This window comes from Streptomyces sp. NPDC047515 (assembly GCF_040643055.1).
In the GTDB taxonomy this organism is placed as follows: Bacteria; Actinomycetota; Actinomycetes; order Streptomycetales; family Streptomycetaceae; genus Streptomyces.
This window is the reverse complement of record NZ_JBEYTM010000014.1, coordinates 94162-118709: the sequence shown is the minus strand read 5'-3', so window position 1 is coordinate 118709 and position 24548 is coordinate 94162. Positions and strand designations below refer to the sequence as shown.

The following is a 24548-nucleotide window of genomic DNA, read 5'->3' as shown; positions in this document are numbered from 1 at the left end:
GCCCCGCTCGCTGATCCGGCCCGACCGAACGAAAGGCCCTGGGCCGGATCGGCGTCCGGCCCGGCGCACGGGGGGCCGGCCCAGGCGAGTGACCGCGCAGCCGTCACCCACCTGGGTTAGCTTCGAACCATGCGGAACAGGCTGATTCCGACGCTGCTGGCCGGTCTGCTGCTGATCCTCTCGGTGGCCGTGCTCGCCATGGCACCGGGCGTCGCGCCCGCGGCAGTCCGGGCGTCGACCGTCAACGACGTCGCGCAGGCGCTGCGCAGGAGCCCGGTCTACGTCGACCCGGCCGCCGCCGACCAGCTCTCCCCGGGCCAGGCCGCCGCCCTGACGAAGAAGATCAAGGACGCCGACAAGCCCGTGTTCGTCGCGGTACTGCCGCGGACGCCCGCGTTCCCCGAGCAGACCGTGCTGCCGACCCTGCGCACCGACACCGGCATCACCGGTGTCTACGCGGTCCGTCTCGGCAACGGCTTCAACGCGGGCGCCGATCCCCGGGTCATGACCACCCGAGCGGTCCACAACCTCACCGCCGCCGTGAAGACACCCGGCACGGACACCGACGCCGCGACCCAGCTCAACGCCTTCGTCGACCGCGCCGTCGAACAGGCCCGGGGCAGCGCCCCCGCCTCCTGGGGCGGATCGGCCGCGGGCCGGGGATCGTCGTCCACCGCCGGACTGATCACGGTCGGCGCCGTCCTGGTGCTCGGCGGCGGCACGGCCTACGCGCTCGTCCGGCGCAATCGCAGGCGCAAGGAGGAGGACGAACAGGCCGCGCTCGCCAAGCTCCGGGTCGTTGTGGACGAGGACATCACCGCGTACGGCGAAACCCTGGACCGTCTCGACTTCCATCCCGCCGAGGCAGGCGCCGACGACGCCATGCGCGCCGACTACGAGCGGGCGCTCGACTCCTACGAGACCGCGAAATCCCGTATGGACCGGGCCCGGCGCCCGTCCGACGTGCGCGGGGTCACCCAGGCCCTGGAGGAGGGCCGCTACTCCCTCGCCGTCCTGGAGGCCCGCCGCACGGGCGGTGAGCTGCCCGCCCGCCGCCCGCCGTGCTTCTTCGACCCGCGCCACGGGCCCTCCGTCGCCGACGTCCGGTGGTCCCCGTCCGGCGGTACGGGCCGCGAGGTCCCGGTCTGCGCGGCCGACGAGATCCGGCTGCGCGAGGGCGAGGAGCCGTTGAGCCGCACCGTCGACACGGGCGACGGCCGCCGCGGCCCGTACTGGGAGGCGGGCCCGGCGTACGGCCCCTGGGCGGGCGGCTACTTCGGCGGGGGCCTGCTCCCCGGGCTGCTGGCCGGCACGCTGCTCGGCTCGATGCTGTCGTCCCCCGCGTACGCGGGGGAGTACGGCGGCGGCGACTTCGGTTCCGGCGGTGACTGGAGCGGCGGTGACGTCTCCGGCGCCGACTTCGACCCGTCGGGCTTCGACGGCGGAGGTTTCGGGGACGGCGGCGACCTCGGAGGGGGCGGCGGCTTCGACGGCGGCGGGTTCTGAGCCGCTGATCGGCGAACTCTCGGGCAGGGGCGATCCATGCTAGACCTGAAGTTATGTCTGGTATCGGCCGATTCCGGGCGAGGCTGCGACGCTCCGTCCGGAGTTCGCATCGGCACGATGGGGGGAGCTCGGGCCGAGCCACCCCCGCGCCGTCGCGCCAGGAGACGACGCACCGCTCCCCGGGCCGCGATCTGCTCTCGCTGTTCAGCGTGCGCACCGTGGCGGGCCAGGTCTTCTGCTTCGTGCTGGGGCTCGTCGTGCTGCTCATCACCGGTTTCGCGGTCGCGCTGGTGCTGCAGGGCCGTCGCGACAGCCTGCAGGAGGCCCGGATGCGCACACTGAGCGTGGCCCAGACCTTCGCGCACTCGCCGGGCATCGTGGCGGCGCTGGACAGCAAGGACCCCACTGCGATTCTGCAGCCGCGCGCGGAGCAGATCCGCAAGGACGCCCATGTGGAAAACGTCGTAGTGGCCAGCACCCAGGGCATCCGCTACACCCATCCGGACCCCGCGCTGATCGGGAAACACCTCGTCGGCCCCTGGAAGGAAGCGTTGACCGGCCCCGGCTTCACCCGGACGTTCAAAGGCGCCCGGGGGCCCTCGGTCAACTCCGTGGTGCCCGTGCCGAGGCCCGGCGGATCGGTGGCCGGACTGGTGTCGGTGGGCATCACCGACCGGTCGGTGAACAGCGTGGCCGACCGGTCCATCCCGTTCAGCATCGGTGCCGGGGCGGCGGCCCTGGCGGCGACCGCGGCCGGCGCGGCGCTCGTGAGCAGACGGTTGCGGCGTCAGACCCGTGGGCTCGGACCAGCGGAGATGACCCGCATGTACGAGCACCACGACGCGGTGCTGCACGCGGTCCGCGAGGGCGTCCTCATCATCGGGCCCGGCCAGCGGCTGACGCTCGCCAACGACGAGGCCCGCAGGCTGCTCGGCCTGCCCCCCGACGCCGAGGGCCGGGCGGTGACGGACCTCGGACTGGACCCAGCCGCCGCCGAACTGCTGCTCACCTCCGACGGGGTCGTCACGGACGAGGTACTGCGCAGCGGCAACCGCCTGCTGGCCGTCAACCTCAGACCGACGGACGCGCGCGGCGGGCCGCCGGGCACCGTGGCGACCCTGCGGGACACCACCGAGCTCCGCAAGATCACGGGCAGGGCGGAACTCGTCCACGAACGCCTGCTGCTGCTCTACGAGGCCGGTAACCGCATCGGAACCACCCTCGATGTGACCCGGACGGCCCAGGAGCTGGCGGAGGTGGCGACGCCCGGATTCGCCGACGTGACCACCGTCGACCTCGCCGATCCCGCGATGCCCGGGGAGGAACCGATCGCCCAGTCCGACACCCCGCTGGACATGCGCCGTACCGCCGTCGCCACCACTGACCCGGACCAGCCCCTGTACCCGGTCGGCCGACTGGTCGGATTCGTTCCCTCCAGGATCCACGCCATGCGGGTGCACAGCGCGTCGACCGGGCTGGGTCCCGAGGTGATCGCCCAGCTCGGCTGGCGCTACTGGGATCCCGAGCGGGCCGCCGGCATCCTCGACTACGGCTTCCACTCGGTGCTGTCCGTACCGCTGCACGCGCGTGGTGTCATCCTGGGCCTGGCCAACTTCTGGCGCGCGGGCGACTCCGAACCGTTCGACGACGACGATCAGTCCTTCGCCGAGGAACTGGTGGCGCGGGCGGCCGTCAGCGTGGACAACGCCCGCAGGTACACACGCGAACACGAGATGGCCGTGACACTGCAGCGCAGCCTGCTGCCCAGCGACCTGCCGGAGCAGAACGCCCTCGATGTCGCCCACCGCTACCTGCCGGCGCGGGCCGAGGTGGGCGGCGACTGGTTCGACGTGATCCCGCTGTCCGGCGCCCGGGTCGCCCTGGTCGTCGGCGACGTGGTCGGGCACGGGCTGCACGCGGCGGCCACCATGGGACGGCTGCGCACCAGCATCCACAATTTCTCCGCGCTGGACTTCGCGCCCGACGAACTTCTCGGGCACCTGGACGAAGCGGTCAGCCGGATCGACCAGGGCGAAACCACCAACGGCGGCAGTGCCGAGATCACCGGTGCCACCTGTCTGTACGCGATCTACGACGCGGTCTCCGGCAACTGCTCGGTGGCCCGCGCCGGCCATCCCAGCCCCGCGCTCGTGCTCCCCGACGGCACCGTCGAGTTTCCCGAGGTCCCGGCCGGTCTGCCCCTCGGCATCGGCGGCATGCCTTTCGAGGCGGCCGAGTTCCACGTTCCCGAAGGGAGCCGACTGGTCCTGTACACGGACGGTCTCATCGAACTCCGTGACCGCGACATCGACGCGGGCCTGGAGCTGCTGCGCACCACCCTGGCCGGTCGCGACCGGACACCGGAGGAGACCTGTGACGACCTGCTCGACGCGATGCTGTCCGACCAGCCGTCCGACGACGTCGTGCTCCTCGTGGCCCGTACCCATGTGCTCGATCCCGACCAGGTCGCGCAGTGGGACGTCGCCACCGACCCGGCGGCCGTGGCCGGAGTCCGCAAGAACGTCGCCGAGTGGCTCGCCGACCGGGGCCTGGACGAGGAGGCGTTCACCACCGAGCTGATCCTGAGCGAACTGGTCACCAACGCGGTGCGCTACGGGAGCGGGCCGATCGAAGTCCGCCTCCTGTACGACCGCAACCTGATCTGCGAGGTGTCCGACACCAGCAACACCTCACCGCACCTGCGCTACGCGACGACGACGGACGAGGGTGGCCGGGGCCTGTTCCTCGTCGCCCAGATCGCCGAACGCTGGGGCACCCGTTACACGGAGACGGGCAAGGTGATCTGGTCCGAGCAGACGGTCGGCGAACCGGAGGAGGAAGAAGAGGAAAAAGAGGACGGGGGAGAGAAGGAAGAAGAGGAGCAGGAGGCCCGGAGTGCCGACGGAGAGCCGTCGTGACACGCTGAAAAGGGGGACGGGGATCGCGCCGGTCCCGGCATGACCGCCGGACCGACCATTTCGTCACCCGAGGAGATCGACATGGCCAGTGACACCACCGGGGCCTCAGCGAGCCGCACGAACCCGAGCCCCACGCATGCGCCCACGTCCGGCACCACCGTGCTGGCAGCGGTCCTGATGATCACCGGTGGAGTGATGGCGGTCTTCGAGGGGATCGCGGCCCTTTCGAAGGACCATCTGTTCGTCGTCACGCGCCACTACGTGTTCGAGTTCAGCCTGATGGGCTGGGGCTGGGTCCACCTCATTCTGGGCATCCTTCTCGTCCTCGCCGGCTGTGCCGTGTTCAGCGGAGCCCTGTGGGCGCGCTTCTTCGGTGTCGCCGTCGCCAGCCTGGGCGCGATCGCCAACTTCCTGTGGCTGCCGTACTACCCCTTGTGGGCCCTGGTGTTGATCGTCGTCAACATCATCGTCGTCTGGGCGCTGTGCATGGGCATGCACCGAGAGGCGGACGCGGGCCTGACCGTCTGACCCGGCGGGTTCCGGACCCTGTCGAGCAGTCCGTCCGACCGCGTGAACCGCTCCGTCCTGTCGATGTCCGAGTTCGCCGTACCGTCAGGACAGGTGCCGTCAGGAAGGTCAAGGTTTTGCCGCTTCGGCAACGAAGCTTGCCGTTGTCGCGCCCAGCGCGGACGCTCTCCGGTGAACGGAGGTGCTTCTCATGAACGACATGGGCGAGACGAACGACACGGACGGCATGGACGAGGCGGATCAGCGGTACGACGTGGTGGTGATCGGCGGTGGAGCCGCCGGGCTGAGCGGAGCCGTGTCACTGGCCAGGGCGCGGCGATCGGTGCTGGTGATCGACGCGGGCCGGCCGCGCAACGCCCCCGCGTCGCACGTGCACAGCTATCTGGGACGCGAGGGCACACCACCGTCGGAGCTGGTGGCCGCGGGCGGTGACGAGGTGACCGGTTACGGGGGCGAGGTCGTCGAGGGCACGGTGGTGGCCGCCGAGCGGCTGCCCGGCGGCGAGGGGTTCCGTGTCGTACGGGAGGACGGGGCCGACGTGATGGCGCGCCGGCTCCTGGTGGCCACCGGCCTCGTCGACGAACTGCCCCCGGTGCCGGGCGTGGCCGAGCGGTGGGGGCGTGAGGTCCTGCACTGCCCGTACTGCCACGGCTGGGAGGTCAGAACCCGCCCGATCGGCATTCTCGCCACCGGCCCCCTGGCCGTGCACCAGGCCCTGCTGTGGCGCCAGTGGAGCGCGGACATCACCTTCTTCGTCCACACCGGGCCCGAGCCCGCCGAGGAGGAGTACGAGCAGCTGGCCGCGCGTGGCATCGCCGTGGTCGACGGAGAGGTCGCCGGTCTTGAGGTGGCGGACGACCGGCTCACCGGGGTGCGGCTGGCGGGCGGCCGGGTGATCGCGTGCGAGGCCGTCGTGGTCCAGCCCCGCTTCACCGCCCGTGCGGGCGCCCTCACGGGCCTGGGTCTGACGGCGGCCGAGCAGGAGATGGGTGGTCAGGTGATCGGTACGTACATCGCCGCCGATCCGACCGGAGCGACGGAGGTCCCCGGCATCTGGGTGGCCGGCAATGTCGCCGACCCGAAGGGACAGGTCATCGCTGCGGCCAACGCGGGGATGCGGGCCGCAGCGGCGATCAATGCGGACCTGATCGCCGACGAGACCCGCAGGGCGGTCGCCGTCCGTCGCCGCACGGCCTTCTCGGCGGCGACGGAGCGCGAAGTCTGCGAGCGGGTGCTCGGGGAGCGGCGACACGGTCTGTGACCGGCCGGTCGGCGGGGTCCGTACGTCGAGCGACCCGGCCCGGCCGGAATCGGTCACCCCACGGCCCGCCCCCGGCGACGCCGAGCGCCCGCCTTCCGTCCCTGGCGGGGGAGGGGGAAGGCGGGCGCGCTCGGGTTCGGGTGTGAGGCGGCGGGAGGCGTCAGGCCTGCTGTGCCGCGGCCTTGATCGCGGAGATGTCGAAGTTGAGCTTGACCTTGTCGCTGACCATCACGCCGCCGGTCTCCAGCGCCGCGTTCCAGGTCAGGCCCCACTCGGAGCGCAGGATGTCGGCGCTGCCCTCGAAGCCGACGCGCTCGTTGCCGTAGACGTCGGTGGCCGAGCCGTTGAACTCCAGGTCGATGGAGAGGGGGCGCGTGACGTCCTTGATCGTGAGGTCGCCGGTGATGCGGTACGCGTCGCCGCCCAGCTGCTCGGCCTGCGTGGAGCGGAACGACATGAGGGGGAACTTCTCGGCGTCGAAGAAGTCGCCGCTGACCAGGTGGCCGTCGCGGTCGGCGATTCCGGTGTCGACGCTGGCGATCTTGACATCGATCGACGCGGTGGAGTTGGCGGGGTTGTGACCGTCGAGGTTCAGGCTGCCCTCGTGCTCGCCGAAGGAGCCGCGGACATTGGTGACCATGGCGTGGCGCACGGTGAAGCCGATGCTGCTGTGCGCCGGGTCGATCGTGTAGTCACCGCTGAGGGCGGCAAGAGCCGGGTCCACGGCGGTGGCGACGGTGGCGGACGGGGCGTTGTTGTTCTTGCGGTTGAACAGAGCCATGGCTCCTCCTCGGGGGACGTGATCGAGCGGTGGTCGAAGTGATTGTTTAACCTTCAACGAGACTGACTGTAGCGCCATCTAGTTCAAAGTTCAACATCAGGCCGAGTGGATTGCCGCGGAAGAGGTCTCCGGTGTCGCCGCCCTCTGGCGACGCGCGTAGAACTCGGGCAGTATCTTCCTGCCCCTAACTTGTCATGAGCAGGAGGATCCCCCCATGGTGTCCCGTATGACACTGCGCCCCGTCCTGACCGCCCTCGCCCTCGTCCTCGGCGTCCTCTTCGCCCCCGGCGTCGGCGTCCTCGGCGGCGGTGCCACCCAGGCCCATGCCGACACGAAGCTCACCCACGCCCAGGCCACCGCCCGGTTCAGCTCCTCCGGGATCACCTGGTCGTCCTCCGGCAACTGCTCCAACCGCAACGTGTCCACCTGCACCTCGTTCGACCAGCTCAACCTGGCCACCGCACAGGGCGCCCAGACCCTCAAGAGCGCCACGGGCTGCGCGCTGAACATCACCGGCGGCACCGAGACCGGGCACGCCAGTGGCACGTACTCGCACTGGAACGGCTACAAGCTCGACTTCGGCAAATCCACCTGCCTCACGAACTACGTCCACGGCGTCTTCACCTACATAGGGCTGCGCGGCGACGGCGCACCCCAGTACAAGGCCGGTTCCGGCAACATCTACGCGGACGAGGGCAACCACTGGGACGTGACGTACTACAACTGCGGCGGCTGCTGACCGCGCCGTACCCGCTCGCACGGGGTGCCTCGTTCCGCCACGGGGTTCGCGTGACCTCGGCCTCCATGACCTGTTCGCGGTCGTGGAGGCCGAGCACGTTGTGCGGGACGGCACGGACACAAGGACAACTCGGTGGGGGCGCGGGCGCGTTCATCGTGGCCGGCCACGGCGAACGGGCTGGCCACGGCGAACGGGCTGGCCACGGCGAACGGGCTGGCCACGGCGAACGGGCTGGCCACGGCGAACGGGCTGGCCACGGCGAACGGGCCGGGCCGGCCCGAGGCCGGTGCCGTTGCCGTGCTCCGTCCGGAGCGGTACGGCCCGTTCGCCGCGCCCTGGACCGATCCGGCCGTCGTGCAGCCGCGACGACCGGCCCGTCCCCGCCGCCGGAGGCTCAGGCCCCCACGCTCACCGTGAACCGCCGCGGGTTGCCGTCGTTCGCGGCGCCCGAGACGTCCGGCTGCCCGTCGGGGCGTACGTCGTCGTACGGGAAGGCATAGCCGATCGGGGTGTGGGAGTGGACGACGCGCGACCAGTGGTTGGTCGCCACGCCCTGGTAGTAGTCGGAGGCCGAGGTGCCGTTCGGCTGGTCGGGGTGGGTGAGCATCAGGGAGCGGTTGAAGCCGGCCGCGAGCCGGGCCAGCAGCGCCTTCTTGTCGTCGGGGTCGCCCGGGTTGTTGGCGAACGGGCCGTGGTTGCAGGTGAAGACGTCCTTGGAGGCCGGCTTGGTGAAGGAGTGCCCGCCGTCGAAGGTCAGGAGGTCGCCGTCGACCCGGCCGGTGCGGACACCGCGACCACCCTGCAGATCGATCCGCAGATCGGTGGAGCGGTACTTCTCCCAGACCTGGTCGACGTAGGCCGTGAACACGTCGCGGAACGGCATCTCGTCCGGCCGGTCGAAGAACGGCGCCATCAGGTTCTGCGGCGAGATCACCCGCAGCACACCGCCGTCCGAACCGCGGATCACCAGCTTGTCCCACGGCTGCCCGTCGGCGGCGGCCTGGGCGGTGAGCCCGTCGGCGATCCGCTGCACGGCGCCGTCCGGGAGCGGGGCCACGGTGTGCGTGCCGTCGCCCTCCAGGGCCAGGCCGATCGGCAGCGCGGTGACCAGGTCGACGTAACTGATGTTCGCGTACAACTGCTGAGGATTGAAGGTGAACTCGCAGAACGACCAGGTCCGCCCGTAGTTGGCGTCCGTGGACGTGGCGAACGCGGGCTCGACGAGGGCGGGGCCGGGGTTGAGGTAGAAGGTGAGGGTGTCGTCGCGCACGAAGTAGACGCGGGCCCCGTACATCTGAGGAAGCGTCAGTACCACCGGCGCGGCGCCCGCCGCGTTCAACGGGATCGCGCAGTCGACCGGCAGCGGTGTCTGCGGCGCGGCCGGGGAGTCGGGACGGTAGACCCCGCCGTCGGCCCGCAGCAGTACCCAGCGGTCGGTTCCCTGCTCGTGGCCGGTGACGTAGGCGTTGACCCTGCCCGGCAACGAGCGGTTCTCCAGGGCGAGTTCGCAGGTCGCGGGGGCGGCGGAAGCGTGTGGGCTCAGGGCGCTTCCCCAGAGGGGGTAGGTGAGAGCGGTCGCCGAGGCGGCGGCGCCACCCGTCAGGAACAGTCTGCGTGAAATCACGAGAGGACTCCCGAGGTGTGTGGGGGGCCACGGACGGGCGGTCTTGCGGGAACGGGGCGGGGCGTCCGCGGTGCGCACCACTCTCGTGATGGCCGGGGTGGGCGTCAAGACTTGTGGCTGAGAGCGCTCTCAAAAATGGGAAGTCTTCACAACTCGACGCTTTGAAGGGGCGGCTGCTGCAGAACCGGCGCGGTGCCATGGCCGCCCGCGCGGGCCGGCGGGACACGGACGCGGTGATCCGCCGCGTGCACCCGGCCGGCCGCTCGGGTTCGAGGAAGCCGGCCGGGCCGCGCCGGCATCCAGGATGGCGCTACCTCCGGACGCCCGGTCCGGTACGGGTCACGTGCGCTCGACGTGCGCGACGCGCACGGACGCGATGTCTTTGACGGTGCCGTGCTCGATCTCCGAGTCCAGCGGTGCCGATTCCCCCGTCTTCGTCTTCCCCGGGCCCAGTTTGTCGGCCGTCACCCCGGTCTTCCCGAGGACATCCCCGTCCTTGTCCAGGAACTCGAACCGCGCGTAGTAATTCGCGGCTCCGCTCCCGCCGTTCCTGATCGTGTAGTGCACGACGTACGCATGCGCAGTCGAACCAAGCCGAACTGCCACATCCTTGTTCGAAATCCCCTCCGCGCACGCCAGGATGATGCGGCAACGCAAAGCCCACGCCTGCGGCGTGGAACGGCGCCGCACCCACCCCTCCAGCGCAGCCCGTTCCTCATCCGACAGGATCAAACGCGCCACAGACCAAGCCTATACATCTGAACAGAATTCCTGACTCAGAAGACTAGGGCGTGTATCGAAAGTGCTGGTCGCCGGCGCGACACTGCCTAAAATGGCATGCGATCTTCGCCCGGTCGTGCTGGGATCAATCGCTATGAATGGTCATTTCTTTGACGAAGCAGACTTGACGGACAGGATGGAACGGAACCTGGCGGAACACGCCTGTCATCTGCACCGGAGTATGTTTGGTGCGACCGTCACAGAGGCTGGTGACCTCCTGGTCGCGGACAGCGGCCTGGACGACGACACTTTCAACATCGTTGCCGCGGCCCGCTTCACCGCCGCCGACGCTACCGCACGTATCACCGAGACCGCCGGGACGCTGGCCGGCACCGGCCGCCGTTTCTCCTGGTGGGTGGGTCCTGCCTCGACACCGCTGGACCTCACCGCCCGCTTGGCGGCGGCCGGTCTGCCGGCGTCCGAACGCGAGACGGCGATGTGGGCCGAGCTGGACGACACCCTGCCGCCTCCCGCGGTCCGAGAACTGGACATCCGGAGGGTGACCACGCCCGAGCAGCTCGCCGACTACGCCACGGTCCTCGCCGCGAACTGGAACCCGCCCGCCGAAACCGTCCGCAGCTTCTTCGCCCGGGCCGCCCCGCAGGCACTGGCCGCGACCTGCCCGGCCCGGTACCTCGTCGGCTACGTGGAGAACCGTCCGGTCTGCTCCGCCGAAGTGTTCCACCACGCGGGAGTCGCCGGCATCTACAACATCTCCACCCTGGCCGCCCACCGTCGGCGCGGCTACGGCGGCGCCATCACGCTCGCGGCCCTCCGCACGGCCCGCGACCGAGACCACCGCATCGCGGTCCTGCAGGCGTCGACCGACGGCGAGCCCGTCTACCGCCGCCTGGGCTTCCGCTCCTGCGGCCAGTTCACCGAACATGCCATCAACCCCTGAACCACCAAGACTCCACGGGCTGTCCGTCCGCCATCCCTGACTGGGCTGGTCACAGCCACTCATTGATGGCCGCTACGAGGACAGTGGCCTCGTAGTGGCCCGCGAGCTTGTCGTATCTCGTGGCCACAACTCGGTTCCTTTTGAGGCGGTTAATGCCGCACTCGACGGCATGCCGAGCCTTGTAGTCCTCGGCGTTGAACTTGGGCGGCCGGCCACCGCGGGAGCCGCGGTTCTTGCGGGAGGCGTACGCCTTGTCAGCGCGCACGCGATCGGGGCGGACGCGCGGCCGGCCCGGCCCGAGGCGGGGCACGCGGACCTTCTTCAGCACCGTTTCGAACTCCGGCGAGTCGCCACGCTGCCCTGCCGTCACCACGATCGACATGGGCTTTTGGCCCTGCTCGACGGCCAGGTGCAGCTTGGTGGTGAACCCGCCCCGCGAGCGTCCCAGCCCGTGATCACCAGGCTCGGCGAACACGCCGCCCGGCGGTTCTTTCTGTAGTTCACCCTGCCGACGAGCTCCGGCCGCATGCTGGTGGGCGCGGCACACTGTGGAGTCGACGTTCAGGTCCCACGTGATCGCGCCCTTCGCATCAGCCAGGGACTGAAGCCGGGTGAGGACCTGGTGCCAGGTGCCGTTCCGCTGCCATCGGCGGAACAGATCGTAGATCCGGCCCCACGGTCCGTACTCGACGGGGACGTCCCGCCACGGAACACCCGTGCGGACCCGGAACCGTATGCCGTCGATCAGCCGCCGCCGAGGTCAGATGGGTGGCCGCCCCGCCTTGGCACCCTGCGGCAATAGCCGGCGGTCGCCCGCCGAAGTTCGACAAGTTCGACAAGATCGATTATCGCGAGCGCCACGCGGTCGAATGCGGCATCAACCGCCTCAAGAGGAACCGAGCCGTCGCCACGAGATACGACAAACTCGCGGTCCGCTATGAAGCAACAGTGCTGGTCGCGGCCATCAACGAATGGATATGACTGGCCCCACCACGCGCCCAGTCGCTAACCTCGGCCCTCATGAACCAGCGGCAGCGAAAGAAGCTCTCCCGGCGCCTCTTCAACGCGATTCCGGTGGGTGACACCGCTGCCGTGAAGGCGGTACTGCGGGCTGGGGCAGACCCGGAGCAAGCCGACAGCGAAGGCACCACCCCTCTGTACGCCGCATCCGTGAACGGAGAAGCCGAGATCGCCCGCCTGCTTCTGGCGGCCGGCGCCTCCCCTGACACCGAGAGCAGCGGAATCGGCGCAGAGGGCACGCCGCTGTGCGCAGCCGCATGCTGGGGGCACACCGAGACAGCGCGCGCGCTGTTGGCGCACGGTGCCGATCCGAATGTGCAGGAAGATCACGGCACAGGCTGGTCCCCCTTGGACTGGGCGAACAATGGCCCCCACCTCGCAACTGTCGCTCTCCTCACCACGGCGGGCGCCACCACCAGCGGGCGAACGACATAGCAGCAGCGTTCGCCATCACGTTGCATGGATCTCAAGATCGACTTCCGATACACCCGCCCAGGGCATTTCGGCAACGCGGGAAGCGTGCGTGCCAGGGCGTGGCCGCACCCGATCAGAGGCCGCCCGACAGGCTCTAATCACTCCGGTGGTGCATGGGTGGCCGATCAAGTACTTCGACATAGATGATTTGGCCATCCACGACGTCCAGGCACAGCATGCCTCGCGAGGGCAGGAGCGGCACGCACCGATGGCCGGCGCCATATGGCTGCCCTTGCTGATGAGCTGCGGTCTGGAAGCTCTGGCAAAAGTCATCGCCGCAGCGGCACTCGTCGACCAGACGAAGATCCCACGCACAGATGGCCGGCTCGCGCTCTCCTTCGTTCTCCAGGAGAGTGATCAGCTCTGCGACGAGATCCGGAAGACATCGCGGACAAGGGCTGCCAGGGACCCGGTCACTGCTGGCAAGTCCGCCGGCGCACGACGCTCGGCTCTCCCTTGCCGGGCGAGCCCGCCTGGCGCGTGATCGCCTCGTGGGCGAGGGTGGTGCCTAAGGGCTGTCCCGTAATCCCTGGCGGGCGTGCGACATCGCTGGCGGGCGTGCGACGACAGCTACGGCACCTCGCCGCGTTGTCGGAACGCCCGAATACATCCAGTATTCGGGCGTCCGTTCGCCTTGTGATGCGCCGCATCCGACGCCGCACGCTGATCCACCAGGGATTACGGGACAGCCCTTAGGGCGGCTTGCCGCCGCCCGCCTGCGGTTCACGGCCGAACGGACCGGCTCGCGCATCGCGGAGATCGACGCCACGCATGGGGTGCCGGTCTCACAGCCCCAGGCTGCCACCGCCTCCTGAAGGAATCAGCCATGTCGAACTTCACCCCGTACCTGGAGCGCAATCAGGCTTTCGCGGCCTCCGGTGCCCAGGCTGACGTCCCCCGGATTCCGTTCATCCCCTTCAAGCAGCTGTACCTGATCACCTGCATCGATTCGCGCGTGGAGCCCGCGGCTGTGCTGGGCGCCAGGCTCGGAGAAGCGATCGTCGCACGTAACGTCGGCGGCCGAGTGACGCCGGCGGTCATCAAGGACCTCGCCTGGATCGTGCACCTGCACGAGAACAGGACTCCTGACGCGGATTGGTTCGAGATCGCCGTCATCCACCACACCGACTGCGGCTCGGGACTGCTCGCCGACGATGATCTGCGCGCCGGCTACGCCGCCCGCGGCGGCTGGGACGAACAGACCTCCTTGGAGATGGCCGTCCTGGAGCCGTCCAAGACGGTCCGGAAGGATATCGCCAAGCTGCGCGCGGCACCCGAGCTCGCGCCGGGCATCGGCAACATCAAGATCGGCGGCTACGCCTACGACCTCGGGACCGGGAAGATCACCACCGTCGTGCAGCCCGGCTGAGCGGGACCCGGTCCGGGCTGGTGAACGTGACCTCGGTGATCTTCGCTCTCCAGGAACGTCCCCACCTCGGCCGGCCGCGGGCGAACTGGTCTCCGATGAAGCGCTCGCGTCGCGAGCCGGAACCGCTGACAGGTGGGGCGGGTGTCCGCCTCAGGCCGTGGCGCTGAGGAAGGCGGCCCAGGCGGCAGGGGGAACGGTGAGGACGGGGCCGTCGGTGACCTTGGAGTCGCGGATGTGGACGGCGGCGGGGTGGGCGGCCACCTCGACGCAGTCGCCGCCCTGGCTGCTGCTGTAGCTGGACTTGAACCAGACGAGGGTGGCGGAGCGAGGGTCCGGGTGTGCTGCGCGGGTCATGACTCTCCAAGCAGTTCGTCCAGTAGGCGCGCGCTCTTCTCGACAGAAAGCGCCTGCGAACGCAGCATCCCATACATCTGTTGGAGCACGCTGACGTCATCTGGATCTTCGTGCAGGTAGCTGGTCAGCTGCCCCTCCACGTAGACAAGGTGGTCGTGATCAGGTGTCTCCAGCAGCACCATCGGACCCGCCAGTCCCGCGTGCTTCGGGAGTTTCATTGGCATGATCTGAAGCCCCAGGAACGGGAGTTCCATGCATTGACGCAGATGCCGGATCTGTTCCCGCAGCATGACGGGGTCCCCGATCTCGCTGCGGAGAATGCTCTCCTCCAGCACGAAATGCAGCATCGGGCGGGGCTTGCGATCGAGGAGCTTCTGCCGGTCGAGTCGGCCTGCCACCCACTCCTCCTGCTCGTCCTCTTCGAGAGGCGGATAGAGGCAGGAGAAGACGAACCGGATGTACTCCTTTGTCTGGAGCAGCCCAGGTACCACCTGGCTCTGGTACGACAGCAGCGTCACCGCCTCCTGCTCGTACTCCACGAAGTCCTGCACGAACGCCGGGAACCGCTCCTTCGTCGGCACCTTCGACACCGCGACCTGCAACACCCCCCTCGTGTCGAGGAGTTCGTCCAGTTGTGCCGCGAAGTCCACCTGCAGTGCCCTGCGTCCCTGTTCGATCGACGCGATCGTGTCCTCGCCCACGCAGCACCGATCGGCCAGAGCCGCCTGTGTCATCCGGGCCGCCTTTCGGAACGTCGCCAGCTGGGCGCCGATCAAGTGCCAGGACGTGATCCGCTTGTTCTTCTTCGCCGAGTGCATGGACTGCCTCTCCCCGTCACGAAACCCGGATGACCCGTCAGAACCCGTACAAGCGCGTTGTACGACCCGACGCACTGATCAACGCTAGTGACTTTGTGTGACGTTGGCTGTGTGAACGAACCAACTCAACTCCCCTGCTTCCGCGAGGTGTTCCATCGCAGGGAACGCCGCGCCGTGCCACTCGTACGGCAGTTCGTGCGCGAGGCGCTCGTCGACTGGGCGTGCGAGTCCCGCGCCGACGACGTATTGCTCTGCGTGAGCGAACTCGTCACCAACGCCCTGCTGCACGGCGTCCCGCCCGGTCGTGGTTTCCGTGTCCACCTCTACCTGAAGCCGGCCGACGATGTCTTGCGCGTCGAGGTCCACGACAGTGGCGACGGGGAGGTGCGCCCCGTCGTTGCGGACCCGGCTTCCGACGCGGAGGGCGGGCGCGGGCTGCTGCTGGTGGCGGCGCTCGCCGACAAGTGGGGGGTGGGGGAGCGGAATCCCGGCAAGGTGGTGTGGTGCGAGTTCGCGGTACGTGGGCCCGCCCCGTGCGCCGAGCCGTGTGGCTCTGCCGAGGCGCTCCCCGGATGACTGGACGGGTTGACGCGTCCCTCGGATGACCGGACGGGTCGACGCGGTCGCCGCCGACATGTCCGGCGGCCGGTCGGTTTTCGCCGCAGGTGGAGGATTCTTGCCACCCCACCTGTTCGGCCGACAGTTGCTGCAATAGGGGATTAATACCGACCGGGTCGAAGTGGCCGAAGTGGCTGTCGTCGCACAATGAATACCTCACTGTCTCTCTCGGCCCGGCTTGTCTTCCTTGTCGCGTACCGATATCGGGCATCCCGGGCCGACGGTGCCGGAGGTCGGAAGATTTCCTTGTCGCGCGGTTTGCCGTCGGGTCGCGCGGTGTACTACTGGGTTGTTCGACGCGCCGCCAGATCGACCACGACCTGTCCACCGCCGTTCATTTCTTGTAATGTTCCTGCCAGTCACCGCGCGTAGAATTCCCGATGGACACCGAGTCCTGACAGGTAGTCGTTCCACACCTCCGCGCCCGGACTGCCGTTTGTGCTGGACGGTCGTGGTGTTTGCAGTAGTTCCTGACCTGTTCCGGTTGTCAGGGGGCACCCGTACGGCCGGCCGAGAGTATGAGGCACGTTCTGTGAAGGTTCGTACGAGGCGGTCGAGCATCCTCATCGCCAGTGGATTAGCAATGGCCCTGCTGACAGGCTGCGGCTCCGACGACCAGATCTTTGCATTCGACAGCAAGGAGAAGATGGTCGTCGGGATGTCCGACGGCATCCTTGCGACAGATCCGGCCGCGGGGTACGACCCCGGGTCCTGGCTGCTGTTCAACAATGTCTTCCAGTCCTTGTTGAGCTTCCCGCCCGGGGCTTCCATACCCGTGCCGGAGGCCGCCAAGAACTGCGGTTTCTCGGACGGCAGCCGGACCTACACCTGCACTTTGCGTGACGGGTTGAAGTTCAGCAACGGCCACAGCCTCACCTCGGAAGACGTCAAATACTCCTTCGACCGGGCCATCGAAATCAACGACCCGGCGGGCCCGGCGCCCTTGCTCTCCACCATCTCGGCGATCAGTGCGCCGGACGACAAGACGGTCGTGTTCCGTCTCAAGGTGCCGGACGCCATCTTTCCCAGCAAGATCGCATCGGGTGCCGGCTCCATCGTGGACCACAGGGTCTATCCCAAAGACAGGCTGCTCCAGGGCGGCAAGGCGGTTGGTTCCGGCCCCTACATGCTGGATTCGATCGACAAGTCGAAGGCCGAATTCTCGGTCTATTCCGGCTACCACGGAACGGCCGAGGTGAAGAACGGCGGCGTGACGCTGAAGCTCTTCCGCGGAGACCAGCAGGCACTCAAGACGTCCCTGGAGAAGGGCGATGTCGACATCGCCTACCGTGGCCTCACCGCCAAGGCGATAGCCGCCCTGGACACCTCGCCCACCGCGGAGAAGAACGGCATCGAGGTGGTCCAGGGCGACAGCGCCGAGGTCCAGCACATGGTCTTCAACATGGCCGACCCGGTGGTCGGCAAGCTCGGTGTGCGCAAGGCCATCGCCTATCTCGTCGACCGCAACTCCCTGGTCAGCAAGGTCTACGAGTCCACGGCGGCGCCGCTCTACTCGATCATCCCGGCCGGCATCACCGGCCACGGCACCTCCTTCTTCGACACCTACGGCGACAGCGCGCAGCCTCAACGCGCGAAGGATGCCCTGCAGGCCTCCGGTATCACCGACAAGGTGAAACTCACCCTCTGGTCCACCCCGAGCCGTTACGGGCCCGCCACCGACGACGAGTTGCAGACCATCGCCGACCAGCTCAACAAGAGCGGCCTCTTCGAGGCGAAGATGAAGTCCGTCCCGTTCGACCAGTACGAGAAGGACATCGCCGACGGTAAGTACGGGATCTACGTCAAGGGGTGGGTGCCGGACTATCCCGACCCCGACAATTTCACTCAGCCGTTCTTCGGCAAGGGCAATGTCCTGTCGAACAACTATGAGAACAGCGAGATAACCAAGCGGATCATCCCGCAGACTTCGTCCGTGACCGACCGCTCGAACACCCGGGAGGATTTCGGCAAGCTGCAGGACATCGTGGCGCAGCAACTGCCGCTCCTGCCGCTCTGGCAGGGAAAGCAGTACGCGGTCGCCCACGAGAATGTCCGGGGCCTGCAGAACTGCCTGGACACGTCGACCGTCTTCCGGTTCTGGGAGCTCGGCACCGCGCCGTGACGGCTGTCCCGTGATCCGTGGCGGAGACCGGAGGACGGTCCGGCGCGCTCGGTTCCCGCGACCGGAACGTCTTTGGCCGAGCGTCCTCGGGTGTGGGCCGGACCGCGCCGACGGCGGCCCTGCCGCACACCGCCGCACCGGACACCGGCACCGCGTACCCGCACGGCAGGCCCGGCCCGGCCCGGCCCGGCCCGTCCGGCCCGTTCCGGCCGGGAACGACCCGGTCCGACCGGGAACGACCCGCCATCGCGGCGCCGCCCGGCGGACACGTACCGTCCACTTGGACTTACGCACGGCGGTTGTTGGACTGGAGCGCCCCGAGTCGCCGTACGTCGTTGACGGTGTCCGGCCACGGGCACTACTCAGAGCACATGTCACCAAGATTCACTTCGGCGGGCGCTGTCGCCGCCGCCTCAGCCGCCGTCCTGGCGCTGGTGGGGACCGCGCTCCCCGCCGACGCCGCCGCCCCGTCACCCGCCGCGGTCGAGTCGGCCGTGGCCGCGGACGCCACCGTCCTCCAGTCCACGCAGCTCTCGGTCGCCGTCGCCGACGACTTCCCGCGCGTCCTGGCGTACACCGACAAGGCCAGCGGCAGCCGGCTGCTCGGCAGCACCCGGCCGGTCACCGCCGTCACCCTCAACGGCACCGCGCACCCCGTGAAGCTCAAGGGCTCGCCCGCGGTCACCGGCTCGACCGCGCGGTACACACTGACCTTCACCGACCTGCCCGGCGTCGAGATCGACGCCTCGCTCTCCGTCGCCGGACGCGCCACCACCTTCAAGGTGACGGCCGTCCGCGACACCGAGGCGTTCCGCGTCGGCACCATCGACATACCCGGCCACGACCTGGTCTCCGTCGGCTCCGCGGACAACGGCGCCGCCACCGCCTTCACCCGGCTGGACAACGACTCCACGAGGACCGCCGACGTCTTCGCCCCGGTCACCACCGACACCGCCGCCGACAAGGACCCGGTCGGTGCCACGTACGCGTTGCTCAACACCGGCTCCCTCGCCGCGGCCGTCGAGTCCAACTCCTCGTACGACAAGCCCTCCGGTGCCAGCGGCGGCGACAAGGCCCGGTTCTGGCACCAGGCACGCAAGGCCGACGACGGCAGTGTCCGGGTCGGCGTGTGGTCCGGGCAGTGGACCTACCGGGGTGAGGGAGCGGCCAAGCCGGAGAGCGGGGACGCCCTTCCCTGGGCGAAGGTCGTCGTCACCCCCGACGCCAACGGCGACAAGAAGGTCGACTGGCAGGACGGCGCCGTCGCGTTCCGCACCATCGGCATCAAGGCGCCCGGCAGCGAGGACACCCCGGACCGGGTCATCACCCACATCCCGTTCAACTTCGCCAGCCAGGCCACCCACCCCTTCCTGCGCACCCTGGACGACGTCAAGCGGATTTCGCTGTCCACGGACGGCCTCGGGCAGCTGGCCCTCCTCAAGGGGTACGCCTCCGAGGGGCACGACTCCGCCCACCCCGACTACGGCGGCGACTACAACAAGCGCGCCGGCGGGCTGAAGGACCTCAACGAGCTCCTCAAGGACGGCAAGAAGTGGGGCGCCACCTTCGGCGTCCACGTCAACGCCACCGAGGCGTACCCGGAGGCCAAGGCGTTCGACGAGCAGCTCGTCGACAAGACCAGGCCGGGCTGGAACTGGCTGGGCCAGAGCTACTACATCGACCAGCGCCGCGACATCAACAGCGGCGACCTGGCCAAGCGCTTCCAGCAGCTGCGCGACGAGACCGACCGCAACCTGAGCTTCCTCTACATCGACGTCTACTACACGCACGGCTGGATCGCCGACAAGACCCTCCAGGCCGTGCAGAAGCAGGGCTGGAACGTCGGCAGCGAGTGGTCCGACAAGTTCGAGCGCGGCACCCTGTGGTCGCACTGGGCCAACGACCTCGACTACGGCGGGGCCACCAACAAGGGCCTCAACTCGAAGATCATCCGCTTCATCCGCAACGGCGAGCGGGACACCTGGAACAACGACCCGGTCCTCGGCCAGAGCGCCATCGACGAGTTCGAGGGCTGGACCGGCGAGACCGACTGGAACGCCTTCTACGACAACATCTGGCAGCGCGACCTGCCCGCCAAGTACGCCCAGCAGCAGAAGATCGTCCGCTGGGACGGCAATGACATCACCTTCACCGGAGACGTCCGGGGCACGGTCGAGGACGGCAAGCGCACCTTCTACGACCATGGCCGCAAGGTCCTCAGCGGCACCGACTACCTGCTGCCGTGGGACGGCGGCAAGAAGCTCTACCACTACAGCAAGTCCGGCGGCACCAGCACGTGGGCCGTGCCGTCCACGGGCACGTACACCGTCTACGAGCTCACCGACAACGGGCGCGTCAAGACCGGCACGGTCAAGCCCGTCGGCGGGAAGATCACGCTGACCGCCGAGGCGGGACAGCCGTACGTCCTCTATCCGGACCAGGCGCCGAAGGCCGCCGACGTCCAGTGGGGCCAGGGCACCCCGGTCGACGACCCCGGCTTCAACGACAACGGGCTCAAGGCCTGGTCGAAGACCGGAACCGTGGCCCGCGACACCGACGACAAGGGCCGCAACAGCGCCGAGCTCTCCGGCGGTTCCACCGCGGCGCTCTCGCAGCGCGTCGACGGCCTCAAGCCCGGCAAGCGCTACACCGCGTCCGCGCTGATCGAGGTCCAGCCCGGGAAGACCCGGCACACGACGCTCTCGATCGGCGGGCAGTCCGTCGCGGTGGACCGCTCCACGGCGAAGGACTACGTCGCCGCGTCCGACTGGCACGGCACGTACTTCCAGCGCGCCAAGGTCAACTTCACCGCCCCGGCGAACGGCCGCGCCACCCTCCGTATCGAAGCGGCCGAGGGCAGCACGGCGAGTGTCCGGGGCGATGACGTACGGATCGTCGCCAATGCCCCGGCGACCAGGAAGAACACCGTCGTGTACGAGGACTTCGAGGACGTCGACCAGGGCTGGGGGCCCTTCCTCAAGGGCGACGCCGGCGGCTCCACCGACCCCCGCACGGTCATCTCGCAGCTCCACGCCCCGTACACCCAGGCCGGCTGGAACGGGAAGCTCGTCGACGACGTGATCGGCGGCAAGGAGTCCCTCAAGGCCCACGAGGAGAACGGCGGACTCGTCTACCGCACCGCGCCCTGGACGGTGCCGATGACCGATGGCCACCGGTACAAGGTGGAGTACGACTACCAGTCCAGCCACGCCGGGGCCTATGAGTGGGTCGACGGCTACGACCGGATCACCGCGGAAGGCAAGCCGAGCTCGGTCGAGACCCGCGCCACCCCCATCGGACAGCAGCGCACCACCGGTCACTTCTCCGAGACCGTCACCGCCGGCTGCGGCGACACCTGGACCGGGCTGCGCAAGCGCGACGACGCGCCCGACGGCGCCGACTTCGTCCTCGACGCGTTCACCGTGACCGACCTCGGCCCGGCCCCCGCCGGTGACATCGCCGCCTGCGGCACGCTCGCCGTCGACGCGGGCGCCGAGACCCTGGAGCCGGGCGCGGCCAACACCGTCAAGGCGAGCTTCACCAACTACGAGGCCACCGCGGCGACCGGTGTCACGCTGAGCCTGACCGTCCCCGAGGGCTGGAAGGCGGAGCCCACGGGCGCCGTCGCCTTCGACTCGGTCGCGGCGGGCGCCCAGGTCACCGGCAGCTGGCGGGTCACTCCGCCGGTGGACGCCAAGTACCAGCCCTACAGCCTGGGTTCCGAGGCGTCGTACACGGTCGGCGGCGCTCGCCGCACGCTCGGCGCGCAGACCTCCGTACGGACCCTGCCGCCGCCGCCCACCACCGACAGCTGGGCCAGCGACCTCGACTGGACGCTCGCCGAGAACGGCTGGGGCCCCGTCGAGCGGGATCTCTCCAACGGTGAGCAGGGCAGCGGCGACGGCACCCCGCTGACCATCGGCGGCACCGTCTACGCCAAGGGCCTCGGCAGCCACGCCCCGGCGAGGATCCGCTACTACCTGGGCGGCCGGTGCACCAGCTTCACCGCCGAGGTGGGCGTGGACGACGTACAGACCTCACGCGGCAGCGTGCAGTTCAGTGTCACGGCCGACGGCACCGAGAAGGTGAAGTCGCCGGTGCTGAAGGCGGCCGACAACGCCTGGCCGCTCACGGCGGACGTCACCGGTGCCAAGTACGTCGAGCTCGTCGTCGGCGACGGCGGGGACGGCAACGGCAACGACCACGCGGACTGGGGTGACGCCCGCTTCCATTGCGGTAGTTGAGATCGCAGGATGCGGGGTGGGTGCGCACCGTGCCCACCCACCCCGCATCCCGCGTGCGAATGGCGTACCCCCCCGACGACCTGGAGCCGCACATGCCGAACCCGCCCGTATGGCCGCGCCGCACCCTGCTGACCCTCTCGGCCGCCACCGCCCTGGCGCTCTCCCTCCCCGGTTCCGGGACGGCCGCCACCGCTGCCGAGGCCGACGAGTTCGACGTCCTGCGCCGACGCTGGGCCGACATCGCGCTCGGCTCGGGCTACGACGCGGCCGCCGAACCCTTCGCCTCCCGCCTCACCGAGACCGGCACGCTCGCCCGGGGATTTCGCACGACGATGAGCCCGGCCACCGGCTCGCTGTGGCCCGGCATCCCGTACGACCCGCCGTCCGGCATCACCCAGAGCTACGGCCGCCTGTGGACGATGACCCAGGCGTACGCCCAGCCGGGCACCGGATCCACCGGCGACGCCGCCCTCCTCGCCGACATCGTCCGCGGCTACGACCACCTGGCGCAGACCGCCTACCACGCCTCCGTCACGCCGTACGGCAACTGGTGGGAGTGGCAGATCGGCAGCCCGCGCATCCTCATGGACATCACGTCCGTCCTGTACGAGCAGCTCGGCACGGCCCGCGTCGAGGCCGCCTGCGCCGCCGTCGACCACTTCATCCCGGACTCCGTGCTCCACGACTACAGCGGCACCTCCACCGGCGCCAACCGCGTCGACCTGTGCCGCTCCGTCGCCCTGCGCGGCGTCCTCGGCCGGGCCCCCGCCAAGGTCGCGCTGGCCCGGGACGCGCTGTCACCCGTCTTCCCGTACGTCACCGGGGGAGACGGCCTGTACGCGGACGGATCGTTCATCCAGCACACCACCATCGCCTACTCGGGCACCTACGGCCAGGTCATGCTCGACGGCCTCGGCCGCCTCTTCGCGCTGCTCGCCGGATCGAGCTGGGCGGTCACCGACCCGGCCCGGCAGGTCATCCTCGACAGCGTCGAGCGGGCGTACGCACCGCTGATCTACAACGGCCTGGTCATGGACAGCGTCAACGGGCGTGCCATCAGCCGTGGACTTTTGAAGAACGACGAGCTCCGGGTGATGCGTGGCGACCACTTCCACGGGCAGGGGATCATCGCCGGGATCGCGCTCCTCGCCACGGGCGCCTCGGCGGCCGAGCGCGACCGGTGGCACGGGCTGATCAAGGGCTGGATCGCCCGCGACCGGACCAGCCCGGTCCTCACCGCCCGCCAGTTCGGCATCGCGGACCTGGCCCGGCTGCACGCCGTCCAGGCCGCCGCCGTACCGGCCGCGCCCGAACGGGTGGGCCACCACCTCTTCGCCGGCATGGCCCGCGCCGTGCACCGGCGCCCGCACTGGGCCGCGGGCATCTCCATGGCCTCGGACCGGATCTCGCACTACGAGTGCGGCAACGGCGAGAATCCGCGCGGTTGGCACACCGGCGCCGGAATGCTCTACTGGTGGCCGGGCGAGAACGAGAACGACCAGTACACCGACTGGTTCTGGCCGACCGTCGACTTCTACCGGCTGCCCGGAACGACCGCGTCCACCAAGCGGCTCGCCGACGGGGCGGGTGGCGAATGGGGTGCGCCCAAGCCCGCGGTGACCTGGGTCGGCGGTGCCACGGACGGCGAGTTCGGGGCGGTGGGCCAGCACCTCAAGGGCCTCGGCTCGACCCTGGAAGCCCGCAAGTCGTGGTTCTGCGCCGCCGACACGGTCATCTGCCTCGGCGCGGGAATCACCGCCACCGACCAGGTCCCGGTCGAGACGATCGTCGACAACCGCCTGATCGGCGAGGGCGGTACGCAACCGCTCACCGTCGACCCCTCCGCCCGCCCCCGCTGGGCCCACCTGGAGGGCCACGGCGGCTGGGTCCTCCCCGGCGGCGCGGACCTGCGCACGCTGCGCGAGGACCGCACCGGCGCCTGGTCCGACATCAACACCACCAGCTCCACCGAGCGCCGCACCCGCCGCTATCAGACGCTCTGGCTCGACCACGGCACCGACCCCGTCGACGCCGACTACGTCTACCTGCTGATGCCCGGCGCCGCCCGGCGTGCCGTCACCGCCCGTGCGGCCGACCGGAAGTGGCTGACGGTGCACGCCAACACCGCCGCCGCGCAGGCGGTCGCCGTCCGCTCGCTGGGGCTGACCGCCGCCAACTTCTGGCAGCCGGGCGCGGCCGGTCCGCTCTCCGCCACGGCCGCGGCGAGCGTGCTCGTGCGAGAAGGGCGACACACCACCACGGTGTGCGTCAGCGGGCCGGACCGGACCGGTGCGCCGGTGGACGTGGTCTGGGAGCGGCCGGTGCGCGAGGTCGTCACGGCGGACCCCGGCATCGAGGTGCGCGCCACCGGCCGGCGGCTGGTGCTGAGGGTCCGCCCGGGGACCGAGGGAGGCACCCTGCGGTGTGACGTCCGGTAGACACCGGGTGACCGGAGTGCGTCCGAGGGCTGGGAGCGGTGCCCGCTACGCGC

18 protein-coding genes and 1 pseudogene are annotated in these 24548 nt (G+C 69.6%); 13 read left to right on the top strand and 6 right to left on the bottom strand.

The window, feature by feature from the left end; genetic code table 11:
* Positions 1 to 129: 129 nt before the first annotated feature.
* The 4 genes from ABZ826_RS14950 (at position 130) to ABZ826_RS14935 (ending at position 6213) form a co-directional block, all read left to right on the top strand.
* Entirely contained in the window at positions 130 to 1506 is a 1377-nt protein-coding gene (locus ABZ826_RS14950) for a hypothetical protein (RefSeq protein WP_361447127.1), read from the top strand.
* Between the two features lie 218 nt (positions 1507 to 1724).
* Positions 1725 to 4424 (top strand): SpoIIE family protein phosphatase, encoded by a 2700-nt coding sequence (locus ABZ826_RS14945; protein ID WP_361447125.1) that lies wholly within the window; start codon positions 1725 to 1727, stop codon positions 4422 to 4424.
* A gap of 177 nt (positions 4425 to 4601) precedes the next feature.
* Positions 4602 to 4952: a hypothetical protein gene (locus ABZ826_RS14940; protein ID WP_361447211.1), complete on the top strand. Its 351-nt coding sequence runs from the start codon at positions 4602 to 4604 to the stop codon at positions 4950 to 4952.
* A 226-nt stretch (positions 4953 to 5178) separates the two neighbouring features.
* Positions 5179 to 6213, top strand: coding sequence for an NAD(P)/FAD-dependent oxidoreductase (locus tag ABZ826_RS14935; protein ID WP_361447209.1), 1035 nt, complete (start codon positions 5179 to 5181; stop codon positions 6211 to 6213).
* 160 nt (positions 6214 to 6373) lie between these two features.
* Here the strand turns inward: ABZ826_RS14935 and ABZ826_RS14930 are convergent, their stop codons facing one another.
* On the bottom strand, positions 6374 to 6994 hold the full coding sequence (locus tag ABZ826_RS14930; RefSeq protein WP_361447123.1) for a YceI family protein: 621 nt from the start codon (positions 6992 to 6994) through the stop codon (positions 6374 to 6376).
* Between the two features lie 214 nt (positions 6995 to 7208).
* Between ABZ826_RS14930 and ABZ826_RS14925 the strand changes: the two genes are divergently transcribed.
* Complete coding sequence (locus tag ABZ826_RS14925; RefSeq protein WP_351080766.1) at positions 7209 to 7733, top strand: hypothetical protein; 525 nt, start codon at positions 7209 to 7211, stop codon at positions 7731 to 7733.
* A 394-nt stretch (positions 7734 to 8127) separates the two neighbouring features.
* On the opposite strand, the gene ABZ826_RS14920 is transcribed toward ABZ826_RS14925, so the two are convergent.
* Both ABZ826_RS14920 and ABZ826_RS14915 read right to left on the bottom strand, forming a co-directional pair.
* A complete protein-coding gene (locus ABZ826_RS14920; RefSeq protein ID WP_361447120.1) occupies positions 8128 to 9357 on the bottom strand; it encodes a glycoside hydrolase family 64 protein in 1230 nt (409 codons plus the stop codon).
* Between the two features lie 339 nt (positions 9358 to 9696).
* Positions 9697 to 10098 carry a hypothetical protein gene (locus ABZ826_RS14915; protein ID WP_361447118.1) on the bottom strand — a complete coding sequence of 134 codons (402 nt, stop codon included), beginning with the start codon at positions 10096 to 10098 and terminating at the stop codon, positions 9697 to 9699.
* A gap of 175 nt (positions 10099 to 10273) precedes the next feature.
* Here ABZ826_RS14915 and ABZ826_RS14910 point away from each other — a divergent pair, with 175 nt between their 5' ends.
* On the top strand, positions 10274 to 11038 hold the full coding sequence (locus ABZ826_RS14910) for a GNAT family N-acetyltransferase (RefSeq protein ID WP_361447207.1): 765 nt from the start codon (positions 10274 to 10276) through the stop codon (positions 11036 to 11038).
* A 49-nt stretch (positions 11039 to 11087) separates the two neighbouring features.
* Here the strand turns inward: ABZ826_RS14910 and ABZ826_RS14905 are convergent, their stop codons facing one another.
* Positions 11088 to 11783 (bottom strand): IS5 family transposase, encoded by a 696-nt coding sequence (locus tag ABZ826_RS14905; RefSeq protein ID WP_361447205.1) that lies wholly within the window; start codon positions 11781 to 11783, stop codon positions 11088 to 11090.
* 86 nt (positions 11784 to 11869) lie between these two features.
* Between ABZ826_RS14905 and ABZ826_RS14900 the strand changes: the two are divergent.
* The 3 genes and pseudogenes from ABZ826_RS14900 to ABZ826_RS14890 all read left to right on the top strand — a co-directional run.
* Positions 11870 to 12019, top strand: a pseudogene (locus ABZ826_RS14900) (IS5/IS1182 family transposase); the annotation flags it as partial.
* A 39-nt stretch (positions 12020 to 12058) separates the two neighbouring features.
* Positions 12059 to 12493, top strand: a complete 435-nt coding sequence (locus tag ABZ826_RS14895) for an ankyrin repeat domain-containing protein (RefSeq protein WP_361447116.1) — start codon at positions 12059 to 12061, stop codon at positions 12491 to 12493.
* An 865-nt stretch (positions 12494 to 13358) separates the two neighbouring features.
* A complete protein-coding gene (locus ABZ826_RS14890; RefSeq protein WP_361447114.1) occupies positions 13359 to 13901 on the top strand; it encodes a carbonic anhydrase in 543 nt (180 codons plus the stop codon).
* 150 nt (positions 13902 to 14051) lie between these two features.
* Here ABZ826_RS14890 and ABZ826_RS14885 read toward each other — a convergent pair whose 3' ends face one another.
* Positions 14052 to 14255, bottom strand: coding sequence for a DUF397 domain-containing protein (locus ABZ826_RS14885; protein ID WP_361447112.1), 204 nt, complete (start codon positions 14253 to 14255; stop codon positions 14052 to 14054).
* Complete coding sequence (locus ABZ826_RS14880) at positions 14252 to 15073, bottom strand: helix-turn-helix transcriptional regulator (RefSeq protein WP_361447110.1); 822 nt, start codon at positions 15071 to 15073, stop codon at positions 14252 to 14254. The genes ABZ826_RS14885 and ABZ826_RS14880 overlap by 4 nt, the downstream gene beginning before the upstream one ends.
* A gap of 111 nt (positions 15074 to 15184) precedes the next feature.
* Here ABZ826_RS14880 and ABZ826_RS14875 point away from each other — a divergent pair, with 111 nt between their 5' ends.
* The 4 genes from ABZ826_RS14875 (at position 15185) to ABZ826_RS14860 (ending at position 24495) form a co-directional block, all read left to right on the top strand.
* The gene (locus ABZ826_RS14875) at positions 15185 to 15649 is read left to right on the top strand and encodes an ATP-binding protein (protein ID WP_361447108.1); all 465 of its coding nucleotides are present in this window, start codon (positions 15185 to 15187) and stop codon (positions 15647 to 15649) included.
* A gap of 625 nt (positions 15650 to 16274) precedes the next feature.
* Positions 16275 to 17813: an ABC transporter substrate-binding protein gene (locus ABZ826_RS14870; RefSeq protein ID WP_361447106.1), complete on the top strand. Its 1539-nt coding sequence runs from the start codon at positions 16275 to 16277 to the stop codon at positions 17811 to 17813.
* Between the two features lie 371 nt (positions 17814 to 18184).
* Positions 18185 to 22057 (top strand): endo-alpha-N-acetylgalactosaminidase family protein, encoded by a 3873-nt coding sequence (locus ABZ826_RS14865; RefSeq protein WP_361447104.1) that lies wholly within the window; start codon positions 18185 to 18187, stop codon positions 22055 to 22057.
* 59 nt (positions 22058 to 22116) lie between these two features.
* The gene (locus tag ABZ826_RS14860; RefSeq protein WP_361447102.1) at positions 22117 to 24495 is read left to right on the top strand and encodes a polysaccharide lyase 8 family protein; all 2379 of its coding nucleotides are present in this window, start codon (positions 22117 to 22119) and stop codon (positions 24493 to 24495) included.
* Positions 24496 to 24548 lie beyond the last annotated feature (53 nt).